Here is a 16,112-nt window from a genome sequence, read left to right on the forward strand (position 1 = left end):
TGACTCCTTAGTCGTGGCGCGGATCGAGCGCATCGCGCAGCCCGTCGCCGAGTAAATTAAAGCCCTGAACGGCAAGGAAAATCGCCACGCCGGGGAAAACCGACATCCACGGCGCCTGTTCGAGAAACCCTTTTGCGGTGTTGAGCATGGAGCCCCAGGATGGGTTCGGCGGCTGTTGGCCTAACCCTAAAAACGAAAGGCTGGCTTCGGCGATAATCGCCGAGGCAATGGCCAGCGTGGCCTGCACCAGGATAGGTGACATCACGTTGGGCAGAACGTATTTAATGATGATCCAGCGGTCCGGCAGGCCAATCGCCCGCGCGCCGTCGATGTACTCTTCGTTGCGAATGGCGATCACCTGGCCGCGCGTCAGGCGGGCGAAGATCGGCATTGCCGAGAGTCCAATAGCGATCATGGCATTCGTCAGGCTTGGGCCTAAGAATGCCCCCAGCGCGATCGCCATGATCAGGAATGGACAGGCCAGCAGTGCCTCAATAAAGCGGGAGATCACCCCGTCCCACATCTTCTGGAAATAACCCGCCACCAGCCCCAGCGGCACGCCGATGACAACCGCGATCGCCACCGACATACAGCCCGCCATCAGCGAGGTTCTCGCCCCCCAGATAATGCGGGACAAGATATCGCGCCCCAGCTCGTCGGTGCCGAACCAGTACATCGCCGATGGCGCTTTGCGCACCGCGAGGAAGTTAGCTTTGACCGGGTCAAATGGCGCGATCCACGGCGCCAGCAGCGCTACCAGCACAAAAAAGCCCACCACAATCGCGCCAATCACCGCACTTTTATTGGCGAGGAATTTTTTCAGCACCCGGTTTTGCGCGCGCGGCAGCGCGGGCGCCACGGTTTGCGTCGTCAGTTCCGCCATGGTTAACCTCGCATTTTCGGGTTGATAAGGACGTAGAGCACGTCAGCCAGCAGGTTGAGCATCAGGAAACCGATCGCCACGATCAGCACTACGCCCTGCACCACCGCGTAGTCGCGGTTGAACACCGAGTCGACGATCATTTTGCCGAAGCCCGGAATGGTGAACACCTGCTCGGTCAGCACCGCCCCGCCCAGCAGCTCGCCGAACAGCAGCGTGGTGAGGGTGATCACCGGCACCAGCGCATTGCGAAAGGCGTGCTTCAGGATCACCGCTTTCGGCAGCAGCCCCTTAGCGCGCGCGGTGCGGATGTAATCCGCTTTCAGCACCGCAATCATCGACGCGCGGGTATGGCGCATCAGCGTCGCCGCCAGGCCGGTTCCGAGCACGGACGCGGGCAGCAGCAATGTCCGCAGGTTCTGGATCGGATCTTCACTGAACGGCACATAACCGGACGCAGGCAACCATTGCAGGTTTACTGAAAAGACCAGAATCAGCAGGATCCCCAGCCAGAAGTGCGGTATTGAGATCCCCGAGATCGCCACAAAGTTCGCCCCGTGATCGACCCAGCTGTTTTTGTTCACCGCCGCGAGGATCCCCATGCTGATACCAAACACCAGCGCGATAATCATCGCCAGCAGCGACAGTTCCAGCGTGACCGGCAGCTTGCTGGCAATCAGTTGCGTGACCGGCTCATGAGTGCGTAAGGAGACACCCAGATCGCCTTGCAGCGCCCGCGTCAGCCAGTTGAAATACTGCACGGGGATCGGCGCGTCCAGATTCAGCTCAGCACGCAGCTGGGCGATCACCGCCGGATCGCGCTCCTCCCCGGCCATGGCAATCAGCGGATCGCCAGGCAGCAGCTTTTGCAGGCCAAACACCATCATGCTCACCAACAGCAGAGTGGGTATAGCCAGCAGCAGACGTTTGCAAATCAGTTCCAGCATGGGTTCTCCTCAGGAGGTTTATTTCGCCAGCGTTAAGCCAGCCAGACGCACAATGCCGTCCGGGTACGCTTTAAAGCCCTGCACGCGCTTGTTCAGGCCAAAAATGCGCGGTTCGAAGTAAAGGTATGCAATCGGCATATCGGTCTGAAGCTGCTTCACAACCTTGTCATACAGCGGCTGGCGAGCGGCCTGATCGGTGCTCTGGCGCGCCTGCGTCAGCCATTCATCCATCTGAGCATTGCTGTAGCGGCCGTCGTTGAGGGTGCCTTTGCTGTTGATAAAGCCGTAGATGCTGCCATCTGGATCCGGGCGACCCGACCAGCCGGAGAAGCTCAACTGGTAGTCACCGCTCTGCTGGCGATCCAGCAGCGTGGCGAACTCGGTCATTTGCAGGTTCAGGTTAAAGCCCGCCTCTGCCACCATCGCCTGCAATACCTGGCCCACCTGCTGCGAGGTTGGGTTGTTCGGCACCAGTAGATTGACGGTCAGCGGCGCGGTGACGCCTGCGGCTTTCAGCAGCGCTTTGGCTTTGTCGACGTCACGCGGGGGAACCGGAAGATTGACGTGATACGGGCTTACCGGCGAAAACGCCTGGTTTGCCGGAGTGTAAAGCCCTTCGAACACTACCTGGTTTAAAGCATCGCGATCGATGGCCTGGGAAAATGCTTCACGCACGCGGGCATCTTTGAAGGGATCGTTCGCCGGGACTTTGCCATTGTTAATATTGAAGGTGATGCCCTGGTATCCGAGGCCCGTCACCTTCGCCAGCGCCAGCTTGCTGTCGGCTTCGACGGTTTTGACGTCGCTGGCGGCAATGCCTTCGGTCAGGTCGAGATCGCCCGCGCGCAGGTTCGCCAGGCGCACGGAGGCATCCGGGATCGGCAGATAGATAATTTTATCGAAGTGGTAGGCGTCTTTGTTCCAGTAGTTGTCGAAGCGGGTCAGCACAATGCGGTCCTGCGACACGCGGCTGTCGAATTTATAGGGGCCGGAACAGACCGGATGGGCGGCAAAATCGGCTTTTTTCGCGGCTTCCGGCGCCATCATTGCGCCTGCGCGATCGGTGAGCTGCATCAGAAGTGCGGCATCCGGCGTTTTCAGGTGCAGGGCTATCTGCATCGGGCCGGTGACCTCCACCGACTCAACGGAAGAGAGTTCACTTTTACGCAGAGAGCCTTTTAGCGTCAGGGCCCGGTCGAGGTTGTATTTCGCGGCGGCGGCATCGAATTTTTCACCGTCGTGGAAGGCCACGCCTTCACGGAGATCCAGGGTCAGCGTTTTGCCGTCATCGCTCCACGCCCAGGATTTCGCCAGTCCCGGCACCACCTTGAGGTGCTCGTCCACGTCCACCAGCCGGTCACACAGGGAGGCAAAGACGAAGCGGCCATAATAGGTACGCGCCAGATGCGGGTCCAGCATGTCCGGATCTGCACCCAGGCCGATTCGCAGCACGCTTTCAGAATGGGCGGGCAGCGCCGCACCAAGCAACATAACACTTCCCAGTACGGTCAAAAGAGAATTACGCATTGTCATTATCATGAGTTCCTTGAAGGAAGGGAGGAGTGAGTAGCCGCGTGTTCAAACAGCGCGCGGCGGCGCAAAAATGCGGCGGATGGCGGTGCGATCTGTATAACGCTGCGATCGCGATTAATCTCCTGCCAGCGGTGGCAGGCGACCTGACGTCCGCCGTCGATTACCTGATGAATCGGCTCAACCTGACGACATTCATCGCTAACATAGGGGCAACGGGTGTGGAAACGGCAGCCGGAGGGCGGATTAGCCGGGTTCGGTAAATCACCCTGCAACAGCGGCGCATCCCGCGCTACGCCTGGCTGCATTTGCGGCGCAGAGGCAATTAATGCCTGGGTATAAGGATGCAGCGGCGCGTCGAAGATATCGTCGACGGTGGCCAGCTCGACGATTTGCCCAAGATACATCACCGCCACGCGGTCGCTCATATGACGGATAACCGCCAGACCGTGGGCGACGATCACCATCGTTAGCCCCAACTGGTGCTTCAGGCTTTCCAGTAAATTGACCACCTGTGCCTGGACGGAAACATCCAGTGCGGAAACCGGTTCATCGCCCAGCAGCAGCTTTGGGCCTGACGCCAGCGCGCGCGCAATGCCGATACGCTGACGCTGCCCGCCGGAAAATTCGTGCGGATAACGTCCGGCCCAGGCCGCGGGCAAGCCGACCGTCCTGAGCAGCTCGGCGACGTGGTACTGGCGATCCGCTTTTTTCATGTTCTGGTGCAGCCACAGCGGCTCACCGACAATCTGTTCTACCGTCATGCGCGGGTTCAGCGAGGCGAAGGGATCCTGAAAGATGATCTGTAGCTCACGCCGGAGCTGGTTCAGACGTGCGCCTGAGGCGTGGGTGATCTCCTCACCCTGATAAAATACGCGCCCTTCGCTGGCGCCAAGCAGGCGCAGCAGCAGACGGCCGAGGGTGGATTTCCCGGAACCTGATTCGCCGACAATAGCCAGCGTTTCGCCTGGCAGCACCGACAGTGAAACGCGGTCAACAGCCGTGACAAAGCGGGCCGGCGTAAACAGTTTTTTCGGGCCGGGGAAAAGCTTGCTCAGATCCCGGGCTTCAAGAATGGGCGTGGTCATGCAATTTCTCCCAGGGCAATGTGTTGTTCCAGCGGCACGCGGAAGCAGGCAACCTGATGACCCGTGCCGAGCATAGTGAGCGGTGGTTTTTCAGCATGACAGCGCGTCTGCGCGAAGGGACACCGGGTGGCGAAGCGGCAGCCCTGAGGCATAGATTCCGGCAGCGGGACCGATCCGGGAATGGTGGAAAGCTGGCCCTTGCGTACGCCAAGGGAGGGGATCGAGCCCATCAGGCCAATTGTGTACGGGTGCTGCGGGTCGGCAAATATCGCCTCGACGCTTCCCTGCTCTACTACCTGGCCGGCATACATCACCGCCACCTGCTGCGCCACTTCGGCCACCACGCCTAAATCGTGGGTGATCATCAGCACCGCCGTGCCCGTTTCTTCTTTTAAGGTATTGAGCAGAGCGAGAATTTGCGCCTGAATGGTCACGTCCAGAGCGGTAGTGGGTTCGTCAGCGATCAGTAATTTGGGATGGTTTATCAGGGCCATCGCAATCATCACGCGCTGGCGCATACCGCCGGAAAGCTGATGCGGGTAAGCCTTGAGGCGCATCTCTGCGGCCGGGATCTGCACCTTCTCCAGGATCTGTAGCGCAACCGTCATCGCCTCAGCCCGGGAGATCGTTTGATGGCGCATCACCGCTTCACTGAGCTGATCGCCAAGCGTGAAAACCGGGTTGAGCGAGGTCATGGGCTCCTGGAATATCATCGCCAGCTCGCTGCCGCGCAGATTGGCATACTCGCGCGGCGAGAGCTTGCGCAGATCGTGGCGGCGGAAGTGCATCTCCCCGCTGACGATCCGGGCGCTGGCAGGCAATAACCCCATCAGCGCCAGGGAAGTGATGCTTTTACCACAGCCGGACTCGCCCACCAGCGCCAGCGTTTCGCCCGCCCTTACCATCAGCGAGATATCTTCGAGCACACTCACCGGCGAGCCCGCGAATTTAACGTTGAGGTTTTGCAGCCGCAGTACGGGAGTGGAATCCTTAAAGGGTATCGTCGTCATAGCGTGGAATCGTCCTCAAGGTGGATGGCCTGAATCAAGGCGGTTTGCAGGCTGAGCAGGTGTTCGCGCATGGCGGCCGCAGCTTCATTAGGCTGGCGATGAATAATCGCTGACATGATTTTGTGATGGTGGTCGTTGTAGTTCTCGACACGTTCGGGGGTGCGGGCAAGCTCGCGTAAATACTGCCAGCCGGGCTCCCGGCGGACGGCATCTATCGCATCGAAAAGCCCTAGCATCAGGCGGTTGCCGGCTGCTTCCGCAATGGCGCGGTGAAAGGCGCTATCCCACAGTTCGTTAAGATCGCGGTCATCCGGGCTGACCTTGTCAATGCGTTCCAGCATGCGCTGCATGAGCGCGAGGTTTTCCCTGGTGGCACGCAGTGCCGCAAGTCGGGCTAAGCCGGGTTCGAGCTGTAGTCGAGCTTCCATGACTTCCAGCAGGTTGGTTTGCTGAACCAATCCCTGAAGCGCCAACGGCTCAACAGGGGCAGCCGGACCAATGAAGGTACCTTTGCCCTGCTTGCGCCAGATCCGCCCTTCTTCTTCCAGCACGTCCAGCGCGCGACGCACTTCGCGTCGTCCTACGCCGAGTGTTTCCGATAGCTCACGTTCAGTGGGCAGCGGAGTGCCTGGTGTTGACTCGTGCTGGTTGATAAGCCCGCGCAACTGGTCAAGCGCGGTGCTGGAATTTGCTAAAACCCGTGAAGGTTTTTCCATATTGGTTCGCTCGCTTTCATCATGACTTTATTTTTATTAACGATAAGTTATTGATATGACGGACTACTTATCGTGCTAATGATTAAGCAATAAGCGAACCAATAACGCATTGGTTCATGAGTTTTCTGAAGAATGACAGGTAACTGAATGATTTCTTATGAATTATTTTTACATAATTATTACATATCAACATGAGGGCAGAAGGTGAGATGGAGACATAATGCACAATAACAGTGCGAATTTCGCACCAATAATGTGCATTTGTTAATAAATTGCACTTTGTTTATTAAATTCTTGTTAATGAAAATAGAATGAGAATAGGTGAGTTTTTAGGGGGTATAAAACGACGAAAGCCTGAATCATTTCTGATTCAGGCTTTCTGAATAGTGGCGGAACGGACGGGACTCGAACCCGCGACCCCCTGCGTGACAGGCAGGTATTCTAACCGACTGAACTACCGCTCCACTGTTCCCGTTTGGGGAACGAGGCGAATATTACGGTTTGCCTCTGAACTCGTCAACGCTTTTTCTCAGGTTTTGAATCGTTTGCTGCAAAAACCACCCAAACGGCGATTTAACAAACGTTTCCGCCTTTTTTCATCCACGCCACAGACAGCTTCCGCCCTTCTTCTGCACTAAATCGAGGCGAGATTCGTGGTTCATTAGCTCTTCATCACTGGCTAAAACAACCCGCAGGCGATTAGCCTGGCGCACGACACGCTGAATGCCGCCTTCATCCCGCGTCTGCTGGGATTCATTTTCCATACTGAATTTTATCGACGTTTGCCCGCCGGTCATGGTCAGGTATACATCGGCCAGGATCTGGGCATCGAGCAATGCGCCGTGCAGGGTACGCTTGGTGTTGTCTATCTCATAGCGAGAGCACAGGGCATCAAGGCTGTTACGCTTGCCGGGGAACATCTTCCTTGCCAGCGCCAGGCTATCCGTGACTTTACAGAACGTATTGGTCTTTGGAATATCGCGGTTGAGCTTGCTGAACTCATAGTCCATAAAGCCGATATCGAACGACGCGTTATGAATGACAAGTTCTGCACCTCTGATGTAGTCGAGAAATTCATCCGCGACATCGGCGAAGGTGGGCTTATCCAGCAAAAACTCATCGGCAATCCCGTGAACGCCGAACGCTTCCGGATCCACCAGCCGATCGGGTTTGAGGTAAACGTGGAAGTTGTTGCCCGTAAGACGACGGTTCACCACTTCAACGGCACCAATCTCAATGATTTTGTGCCCTTCGTAGTGGGCGCCAATCTGGTTCATACCGGTGGTTTCGGTATCAAGAACAATCTGGCGAGTAATTGCAGTGCTCATAGCGGTCATTTATGTCAGACTTATCGTTTTACTGAACGTTTCAAATACAGGAAGTCTACCAGAGATGCGTAAACAGGTAGAAATTTTCACCGATGGATCTTGTCTCGGTAACCCAGGGCCCGGCGGCTATGGTGCCATTATGCGCTATCGCCAGCATGAAAAAACATTTAGTGAAGGCTATTTCCTGACCACCAACAACCGCATGGAGTTGATGGCGGCCATCGTGGCGCTGGAAGCCTTAAAAGAACATTGTGACGTGGTGCTGAGTACCGACAGCCAGTATGTTCGTCAGGGCATTACCCAATGGATCCACAACTGGAAAAAGCGCGGCTGGAAAACGGCAGAGAAAAAACCCGTCAAGAATGTCGATCTCTGGAAGCGTCTTGATGCCGCCCTCGGTCAGCACGAAATCAAATGGGAGTGGGTAAAGGGGCACGCCGGTCACCCTGAAAACGAACGCTGTGACGAGCTGGCTCGCGCGGCGGCATCAAACCCAACCCATGAGGATGCAGGTTATCAACCTGAATCCTGATCACGGTTTTTTGTACTGCCGCGTGGCACCCACGGTCTGGCGGATCCGCGTTTTTGATTTGCTTTGCTTCATTGGGTTGAGCGTAAGTGGGATCGTCCTCTTACGCGCGACAATAAATTGCATGCAGCCCAGCGCGGGTAAATGGGTGCTTAATAAGACCCCGCCTTTACGCGTCCAGGGGATGACCTGAAAACCCCCGTAGCTCAGCACTTCGAAATTTAACAGTGAAAGCCAGTCCAGCTGGCGCATCATGGTAAACATCCTGCTGTTATATGGCGGCGTGCGGCGCAGAACGGGCGTCAGTTTACGTAGCCCGATCAGACTCAGCGGATTAAAACCGCTCAGGATCAGCCAGCCGTCATCAATCAAAACGCGGTCGGCTTCCCGCAGCAGACGATGGGGATCGCTGCACCAGGGCAGCGTATGGGCGAGCAGACAGGCATCAATGGATTTTTCCGCAAAAGGCAAATGCAGCGGATCAGCCTTCACCTGAACCGGGGAGCCATTAAGCGATACGCTAACCTGATGCGAGATAGCGCAGCTTTCGGTATTGATTTCTGCGCTCAGATTGCCAATCTTAAGCAGGTGAAAACCATACATTTTCGCGAGCCAGGGTTTAAGCTGAAGTTCTAAGGCCTCGCGATAATATTCACCCCAGGGCAACTCTGCCCAACGTTCCGGTGGTGCGACAGTCTGAGGTATCCTTGCCGGTTTCATCAAAACACCCGCCACGCTATAAGAGGTAATGCATGAATCTTATCAGTATTTCCGCCTTTCAGGACAATTACATCTGGGTTTTAGTCGATGACGATCGCAGATGCATCATTGTTGATCCCGGCGAATCCGTACCGATCCTGCACGCGATAGAAGAAAACGACTGGCAGCCTGAAGCGATCCTCCTTACCCATCACCATCACGATCATGTCGGCGGTGTTCCCGATCTCCTTGCGCGCTATCCCCATATTCCCGTCTACGGACCAGCAGAGACACAGGATAAGGGTACGACGCAAGTTGTCGAAGAAGGCGAAAGTATCTTCATCCTCGGGTGCGAGTTTTCCGTATTTGCTACGCCAGGTCACACTTCCGGTCATCTCTGTTTCTACAGCAAACCTTATCTTTTTTGTGGCGACACGCTGTTTTCCGGCGGCTGTGGAAGGCTGTTTGAAGGCACGCCAGAACAGATGTATCAATCTTTACAAAAAATTAATGCGCTGCCAGCCGACACCGTAATTTGTTGCGCACATGAGTATACATTAGGGAATATGAAGTTTGCTGCAAGCGTACTACCAGAGGATCGGGCGATTCAGGATTATTACCAGAAAGTGAAGGAGTTACGTGCAAAAAACCAAAAAACACTCCCCGTAATTCTGAAAAATGAGCGACAAATAAATTTATTTTTAAGAACGAATGACGTTGATTTAATTAATAAAATTAATCAAGAAACAAATTTGTTACAACCTGAAGCGCGATTTGCATGGTTAAGGTCAAAGAAAGATAACTTCAGATAATTGCGGGTTGCCTTTTCAAAATTTCGCCGTTATCATCGCTCGTCTTTTAAGCAACTATTGACACACACATGAAGGCAAAAGCGATATTACTCGCCTCTGTCCTGCTTGTAGGTTGCCAGTCACAAAACGGCAGCAACGTACAACAGCACGCACAGAGCCTTTCTGCGGCTGGTCAAGGGGAAGCAGGGAAGTTTACGAGTCAGGCGCGATGGTTGGACGATGGGACATCCTTCGCGCAGGAACAAGACTTGTGGGCCTCTATTGGCGACGAGCTAAAGATGGGAATTCCGGAAAACAGCCGGATTCGCGAACAGAAACAGAAGTATTTGAGAAATAAGAGCTATCTCCACGATGTAACATTACGGGCAGAGCCGTATATGTACTGGATAGCAGGGCAAGTTAAGAAACGTAACATGCCTATGGAACTGGTACTACTACCCATAGTGGAGAGCGCTTTTGACCCGCACGCGACGTCTGGCGCCAATGCAGCAGGCATCTGGCAGATCATTCCGAGCACAGGGCGAAATTATGGTTTAAAGCAGACCCGCAACTACGATGCGCGTCGTGATGTTGTCGCTTCAACGACAGCCGCTCTCGACATGATGCAACGTCTGAACAAGATGTTTGACGGCGACTGGTTATTGACTGTCGCGGCGTATAACAGTGGTGAAGGTCGTGTACTGAAGGCAATGAAAGCGAATAAAGCGCGTGGAAAATCCACAGACTTCTGGTCGCTCTCACTGCCACAGGAAACAAAGATTTACGTACCGAAAATGCTGGCACTGAGTGACATTCTCAAGAACAGCAAACGTTACGGTGTACAACTGCCAACACCAGACGAAAGTCGTGCACTGGCGCGTGTTCGCCTCAGCAGCCCTGTTGATATTCAACAGGTTGCCGATATGACGGGTATGTCGGTAAGTAAGCTTAAAACCTTTAATGCAGGTGTTAAAGGCTCCACGCTGGGTGCAAGCGGCCCGCGCTATGTGATGGTTCCGCAGAAACACGCGGAGCAGTTACGTGAGTCTTTAGCTTCGGGTGAAATTGCAGCCGTTCAGTCTACGCTGATTGCTGATACGTCGCCTGTAAGCAGCCGCAGCTATAAGGTGCGTTCAGGTGATACGCTTTCAGGTATTGCATCACGTCTTGGCGTGAATACGAAAGATCTCCAGCAGTGGAATAATCTGCGCGGATCCGGTCTGAAAGTGGGTCAAACGCTGACCGTAGGTGCAGGTAGCAGCGCACAGCGTCTCGCTAAAAACAGCGATAGCATTACCTATCGCGTACGTAAAGGCGACTCGCTGTCCAGTATTGCTAAGCGTCACGGCGTAAACATCAAAGATGTGATGCGCTGGAACAACGATACTGACAACCTGCAACCTGGCGACCAGCTGACGTTGTTTGTGAAAAACAGCGCTACGCCAGATTCCTGATAGTACGATCGCTTATTAAAAAGGCACCGATTCCCCTCGGTGCCTTTTTTGTTTATCCCGCTTTTTGCGCTTCAGCCATAATGGTGTCGCTGGTAAACGAACCATCGTCATGCAATTCAAAGTACGCCTTGACGTCAGCAGAGGCACTCTCCTGATACAATCGGATCGCCTGAGTTAATGCCTCCGGTGTGCGCATCCGTGCAATCCATGACGTGAACTCCAGCGACAAACGGTCGGTTATCAATGAGCGTGAAATCAAGCCAGCTTCGGTGATAAACGTAAGCCACTCTCCACTGGAGTAGTTTTGCACGTGCGAGGTATCACGCAGCGCTTCAACCGTCTGGAGCCAGATATTCCGTACCGGATGCCCGGGAGACATCACGTCCATGATGATGAATATTCCGCCCGGTTTGAGCACGCGTTTCACTTCCCGTAATGCCTGCCCCACATCATGCCAGTGGTGTGCAGAGTAACGGCTAATCACAGCCTCAAAGGATGCATCCTCAAAGGGTAAAGATTCAGCGTAGCCCTGTCGCGTCGTGACGTTATTCAGCCCTTTCGCTTTCGCCGCTTCAGCAACCACATCCAGCATCTGGCTCGATAAGTCATACGCCGTCACCTGAGCAACCTGCTGTGCGGCGGTAAAACTGGCGTGCCCCGCTCCGCAGCCTAAGTCCAGCACGTGCGCGTCAGGAAACGCGGCGAGCCGTTCGCCGAGACGTACCAGATCGCGGCCAGAGGCATGTACGGCACTGCTCAGGTAGGCACTTGCCTGAGAACCAAACTGTTTTTCGACGTTGTCATGATGGGAGTGTGTTGTTGTCATGTTGCTGTCCTTTTATGGGTTAAAAAATAAAGGGCAGCACCCGCACAGGCCTGCCCCACGGCAGACCTGACGCACCATTATTTATCAGGTTTGCCGGGACTGAATTCGACTAGTAGAGGATTATGATCGGAGGCGCGCGTCACCAGAACGGAGGCGTCGTGCACGCTTAAACCCCGATAGAAGACAAAATCGAGAGGACGACCAAACGCTTTCTTGCGCTGGTCATCGTTAAAACGAACTTCACGCAGCGACATTTCACGCGCGAAGCGGTACAACGCGTTCATACGCGGACGGCTCCAGGCATTGAAGTCCCCGGCCATAATGATCGGCCCACTGTGATGAGCAATCTGATCGCCGATGGGAAGTAACTGCTTACTGTACACATCAACACCCAGGCTGAAGTTCACCGCATGAATGTTTACCACCATCAGCAGGCGGGTGTCGGGCAACGGATAGACCGTGACCAGCGCTGATTTTGCCAGACGCAGGATCGGCTCACGTTCACGCAGCGGGCAGCAATAGACCGGATGTGCGGCTGAAAGGGTCATCACCCCGGAAGGATGCTGTGGCAGAACAAAGGCAGGCACCTGATCGGCTGCAAGATAGTTCGTCGTTGCAAACCTGACCAGTTCAGGCGTGGTTTGCGCCTCCTGTAACAGAACCAGATGCGCATCTTTACCAAAATTTTGAAGTACGGATAACCACTCCGCACGCTGTTGCTTAAAGATGTTCCACACCAGTACGCGAATTTTTTCGTCACTGCTTAATGGAGTGCCCGCTGGTAATGCCTGGCTAAGGCTCGCAAACGACCCCGGAGGCAAGATCCTCTCCGCAGGCATTCCGGCAACATAACGCATGGCATAGGTATTTTTTCGCACTTTTGGAAACGGCCTCTGTAACATGAACCAGCCCGGAAAACGGACTGGTTCTAATGTTATAGGGATTTTAGGTCACACTTTCAACGCAATTACTGAGAAACCGCTTTCCAGTTTTGTAAGCAAGCACTTACTGATACTTATCCAAGTGCAACGCGAGCGGGTTTATCAAGCCGTCCACTGAGACCAATAAGGAGGAAAGCGATAAGCACAATTACCGCACCAATCCATGGCGTTTGGGTTAATCCAACATGTTCAACCACCTGCCCACCGATAACCGAACCGAGTGCGATACCGATATTAAATGCGGCGATATTCAGCCCAGATGCGACATCCACCGCATTAGGCGTATAACGTTCGGCTTTCTGCACAACATATACCTGCAATCCCGGCACGTTACCAAAAGCGAATATCCCCATAACCAACACCGTTACCAGCGCGGCGTATTGCATCGATGCGGTGAACTGGAAAATCATCAGCAGGGCAACCAGGGCGGCGAAGATGAATTTCAGCGCCGGTACCGCACCATGCTTATCCGCAAGCTTGCCGCCCCAGATATTGCCGATTGCGACGGAGATACCGTAGCCCAGTAAAATCCAGCTCACCGCGCCCGGAGAAAAACCAGCCAGTTCCTGCATCATCGGTGCAAGGAAGGTGAACGCAGTGAACACACCTCCATAACCCAGGGCCGTAACGGCATAGATCAGCAGCAGGCGCGGGTGTGTCAGAACTTTAACCTGATCGCTCAGGCTGGCGCTCGCGCGTCCCGGAATACTGGAGGGCACCAGCAGCAGGCTGGCTACCAGAGCAATCACGCCCAACAGCGATACCGCGAGGAAGGTTTCACGCCAGCCAAAATGTTGTCCGATAAACGTTCCTAACGGCACGCCGGTGACCAGCGCGACGGTTAAGCCACCAAACATAATCGCAATGGCTGACGCCGCTTTCTCTTTTGGCACCAGGCTGGTTGCAATCGTGGAACCGATGGAGAAGAAGACACCGTGCGCGAGGCCTGTCAGCAGGCGGGCAATGACCAGCGTGGAGTAATCCGGTGACTGCCACGCCAGAATATTGCCAGCGGTGAAGAGCACCATCAGGGCAACTAACAGTTGTTTACGTGGAAAGCGTCCAGTCAGTGCGGTCAGCACAGGCGCCCCAACAGCGACGCCTAACGCGTAAATAGATACCAGCAGCCCGGCAGAAGGCAGCGAGATAGCGAGTTGTTCAGCAATGGTAGGAACAAGTCCTACAATAACAAATTCGGTCGTGCCAATTGCGAAGGCACTGATCGTCAGGGCAAGAAGCGCCAGTGGCATAAAATACTCCGTCTCTTCAGGATTAAGATGACAGGCAGTATGCGCCAGTGTTTAAATAACAAAAATGGTTAGAATCTCAATAGAATTTTGCAGGTGATGCAATAATGAAAGCCACATCGGAAGAACTGACTGTCTTCGTTGCCGTTGTTGAAAGCGGCAGCTTCAGCCGTGCTGCCGAACAGCTCGGACAGGCGAACTCCGCCATCAGCCGCTCGGTGAAAAAGCTGGAGATGAAGCTCGGGGTGAGTCTGCTCAACAGAACAACGCGGCAGCTCAGCCTGACGGAAGAAGGTGAACGTTATTTTCGACGCGTGCAGTCCGTTTTGCAGGAGATGGCGGCAGCAGAAACGGAAATCATGGAATCTCGCAGCACGCCGCGTGGGCTGCTGCGCATAGATGCGGCGACGCCGGTCGTGCTGCATTTCCTGATGCCGTTGATTAAACCCTTCCGCGAACGCTACCCGGAGATGACCCTGTCTCTGGTCTCTTCTGAGACGTTTATTAACCTGATTGAGCGTAAAGTTGATGTGGCGATCCGCGCGGGAACCCTGACGGATTCAAGTTTACGCGCTCGCCCTCTGTTCACCAGCTACCGCAAAATTATCGCGTCACCGCAATATATTGCAGAGCATGGCAAACCTGAGACCGTTGAGGAGCTGAAGCAGCACCTGTGCCTGGGCTTTACGGAACCTGTCTCGCTGAACACCTGGCCCGTGGCCTGTCATGACGGACAACTTCATGAGATCACCTGCGGACTTTCGTCTAATAGCGGGGAAACGCTGAAACAGCTATGTCTTGAAGGAAACGGGATCGCCTGTTTATCAGACTATATGATTGATAAGGAAATTGCCGCGGGCCAGCTAGTTGAGCTAATGGCTGACAAACGCTTACCTGTAGAGATGCCTTTTAGCGCGGTGTATTACAGTGACAGAGCGGTAAGTACGCGCATACGCGCATTTATCGACTTCCTTAGTGAGCATATAAAAACAGCTCCCGGAGGAGCTGTATGAGGGTTTAAAGGCACAGAGGGAGGGTTTTTACTAATCCCAGTTAGGTGCTAACCCTTCGGGACTGACCAGACGATCGTTGCATTCCAGTGCAGCGATCGCTTTTTTATCTTCATCATCGAGCTGGAGATCCCACGCTAACAGGTTACTTGCCAGGTTTTCACGTTTGGTTGAAGACGGGATCACGGCATATCCTTCACCTATCGCCCATGCCAGGATCACCTGTGCAGCTGTTGCATTGTGTTTTTCAGCGATGCGTGCAATCACTTCATCTTTCAGGGCCTTACCATATGCCAGCGTCATGTACGAGGTGATGTGAATGCCATGCTGTTTCGCCCAGTCCACAACTTTGCGGTTTTGCAGGTAAGGAGAGAGTTCAATCTGGTTAGTAGCAATATTCTCTTTACCCACTGCGGCAATGGCTTTTTCCATCAATGGGATAGTGAAATTCGAGATACCAATTTCACGCGTCAAGCCCTGCTCTTTTGCTTCCAGCAGCGCCTGCATGAACTCCTCTACAGAGACGGCATCGCCAGGTGATGGCCAGTGGATCAGCGTCAGATCAACATAGTCAGTACGCAGCTTTTTCAGACTTTCCTTCAGGCTTAGGATCAGTTTGTCTTTGCTGAGGTTCTCAATCCAGATTTTGGTGGTGATGAAAAGCTCATGGCGCGGTACGCCGCTCTCCTCGATAGCCTGACCTACGGCAGCTTCGTTGTCATAAATCTGCGCCGTATCAATAGCGCGATAGCCCAACTCGAGTGCGGTTTTAACAGATGCGATAACAACGTCGTCCTTCAGGCGAAAAGTGCCCAGACCCAGTGCAGGGATAGTCATATCATTCCTCAATCGTTATGTTCGTAAACTGAGGAGGATTATCGCTGTGGTTGTTATATCGAAAAAGATCGTAAAATGCAGAGGATTTTTGCTAATTTCGCAATAGTAAAACGACAGATATGAAAAAAGCCCTGAGCGTTAGCTCAGGGCTTTTAATAAGTGGCGGAACGGACGGGACTCGAACCCGCGACCCCCTGCGTGACAGGCAGGTATTCTAACCGACTGAACTACCGCTCCACCGAATACTTCTGTAACCACCGGATTAATGCACCGGCTTAC

Annotated in this window: 16 protein-coding genes and 2 tRNA genes; 4 read left to right on the forward strand and 14 right to left on the reverse strand. The window is 54.2% G+C overall.

What is annotated here, in order from left to right; all coding sequences use genetic code 11:
• Positions 1-7: 7 nt before the first annotated feature.
• From ACOTXC_RS21580 to dnaQ, 8 genes are all read right to left on the reverse strand, one after another.
• A complete protein-coding gene (locus ACOTXC_RS21580; protein ID WP_022647137.1) occupies positions 8-883 on the reverse strand; it encodes an ABC transporter permease in 876 nt (291 codons plus the stop codon).
• Positions 884-885: 2 nt separating this feature from the next.
• Positions 886-1,827: an ABC transporter permease gene (locus tag ACOTXC_RS21585; protein ID WP_022647136.1), complete on the reverse strand. Its 942-nt coding sequence runs from the start codon at positions 1,825-1,827 to the stop codon at positions 886-888.
• An 18-nt stretch (positions 1,828-1,845) separates the two neighbouring features.
• On the reverse strand, positions 1,846-3,360 hold the full coding sequence (locus ACOTXC_RS21590) for an ABC transporter substrate-binding protein (RefSeq protein WP_421767951.1): 1,515 nt from the start codon (positions 3,358-3,360) through the stop codon (positions 1,846-1,848).
• Between the two features lie 2 nt (positions 3,361-3,362).
• Positions 3,363-4,445, reverse strand: a complete 1,083-nt coding sequence (locus ACOTXC_RS21595; protein ID WP_022647134.1) for an ABC transporter ATP-binding protein — start codon at positions 4,443-4,445, stop codon at positions 3,363-3,365.
• Positions 4,442-5,455, reverse strand: a complete 1,014-nt coding sequence (locus ACOTXC_RS21600) for an ABC transporter ATP-binding protein (protein WP_032624803.1) — start codon at positions 5,453-5,455, stop codon at positions 4,442-4,444. The genes ACOTXC_RS21595 and ACOTXC_RS21600 overlap by 4 nt, the downstream gene beginning before the upstream one ends.
• On the reverse strand, positions 5,452-6,171 hold the full coding sequence (locus tag ACOTXC_RS21605) for a FadR/GntR family transcriptional regulator (protein ID WP_045308941.1): 720 nt from the start codon (positions 6,169-6,171) through the stop codon (positions 5,452-5,454). Before ACOTXC_RS21605 ends, ACOTXC_RS21600 begins: the two co-directional genes overlap by 4 nt.
• 387 nt (positions 6,172-6,558) lie before the next feature.
• A tRNA-Asp gene (locus ACOTXC_RS21610) sits at positions 6,559-6,635 on the reverse strand.
• Between the two features lie 132 nt (positions 6,636-6,767).
• Positions 6,768-7,499: a DNA polymerase III subunit epsilon gene (gene dnaQ, locus ACOTXC_RS21615; RefSeq protein ID WP_072201000.1), complete on the reverse strand. Its 732-nt coding sequence runs from the start codon at positions 7,497-7,499 to the stop codon at positions 6,768-6,770.
• Here dnaQ and rnhA point away from each other — a divergent pair.
• The gene (rnhA, locus tag ACOTXC_RS21620) at positions 7,453-8,031 is read left to right on the forward strand and encodes a ribonuclease HI (protein ID WP_160840538.1); all 579 of its coding nucleotides are present in this window, start codon (positions 7,453-7,455) and stop codon (positions 8,029-8,031) included. The two genes, dnaQ and rnhA, sit on opposite strands and share 47 nt — an antisense overlap.
• On the opposite strand, the gene ACOTXC_RS21625 is transcribed toward rnhA, so the two are convergent.
• Positions 8,032-8,748, reverse strand: a complete 717-nt coding sequence (locus ACOTXC_RS21625; RefSeq protein ID WP_023305478.1) for a class I SAM-dependent methyltransferase — start codon at positions 8,746-8,748, stop codon at positions 8,032-8,034.
• 32 nt (positions 8,749-8,780) lie between these two features.
• Between ACOTXC_RS21625 and gloB the strand changes: the two genes are divergently transcribed.
• Together gloB and mltD are read left to right on the forward strand one after the other, a co-directional pair.
• Positions 8,781-9,539 (forward strand): hydroxyacylglutathione hydrolase, encoded by a 759-nt coding sequence (gene gloB, locus ACOTXC_RS21630; protein WP_126490716.1) that lies wholly within the window; start codon positions 8,781-8,783, stop codon positions 9,537-9,539.
• Between the two features lie 68 nt (positions 9,540-9,607).
• Positions 9,608-10,972, forward strand: a complete 1,365-nt coding sequence (mltD, locus tag ACOTXC_RS21635) for a murein transglycosylase D (protein WP_022647128.1) — start codon at positions 9,608-9,610, stop codon at positions 10,970-10,972.
• Positions 10,973-11,024: 52 nt separating this feature from the next.
• Here the strand turns inward: mltD and ACOTXC_RS21640 are convergent, their stop codons facing one another.
• The 3 genes from ACOTXC_RS21640 to ACOTXC_RS21650 form a co-directional block, all read right to left on the reverse strand.
• Positions 11,025-11,798 carry a class I SAM-dependent methyltransferase gene (locus tag ACOTXC_RS21640; RefSeq protein ID WP_023299379.1) on the reverse strand — a complete coding sequence of 258 codons (774 nt, stop codon included), beginning with the start codon at positions 11,796-11,798 and terminating at the stop codon, positions 11,025-11,027.
• A gap of 77 nt (positions 11,799-11,875) precedes the next feature.
• The gene (locus ACOTXC_RS21645; protein WP_032621812.1) at positions 11,876-12,676 is read right to left on the reverse strand and encodes an endonuclease/exonuclease/phosphatase family protein; all 801 of its coding nucleotides are present in this window, start codon (positions 12,674-12,676) and stop codon (positions 11,876-11,878) included.
• Between the two features lie 137 nt (positions 12,677-12,813).
• A complete protein-coding gene (locus ACOTXC_RS21650; protein ID WP_022647125.1) occupies positions 12,814-13,989 on the reverse strand; it encodes an MFS transporter in 1,176 nt (391 codons plus the stop codon).
• Positions 13,990-14,093: 104 nt separating this feature from the next.
• Between ACOTXC_RS21650 and yafC the strand changes: the two genes are divergently transcribed.
• Positions 14,094-14,999 carry a DNA-binding transcriptional regulator YafC gene (yafC, locus tag ACOTXC_RS21655; protein ID WP_022647124.1) on the forward strand — a complete coding sequence of 302 codons (906 nt, stop codon included), beginning with the start codon at positions 14,094-14,096 and terminating at the stop codon, positions 14,997-14,999.
• A 30-nt stretch (positions 15,000-15,029) separates the two neighbouring features.
• On the opposite strand, the gene dkgB is transcribed toward yafC, so the two are convergent.
• The gene (gene dkgB / locus ACOTXC_RS21660; protein ID WP_048966286.1) at positions 15,030-15,833 is read right to left on the reverse strand and encodes a 2,5-didehydrogluconate reductase DkgB; all 804 of its coding nucleotides are present in this window, start codon (positions 15,831-15,833) and stop codon (positions 15,030-15,032) included.
• 160 nt (positions 15,834-15,993) lie between these two features.
• A tRNA-Asp gene (locus ACOTXC_RS21665) sits at positions 15,994-16,070 on the reverse strand.
• Positions 16,071-16,112 lie beyond the last annotated feature (42 nt).

This window comes from Enterobacter cloacae complex sp. IR5428 (assembly GCF_049238585.1).
GTDB classification, from domain to species: Bacteria; Pseudomonadota; Gammaproteobacteria; order Enterobacterales; family Enterobacteriaceae; genus Enterobacter; species Enterobacter intestinihominis.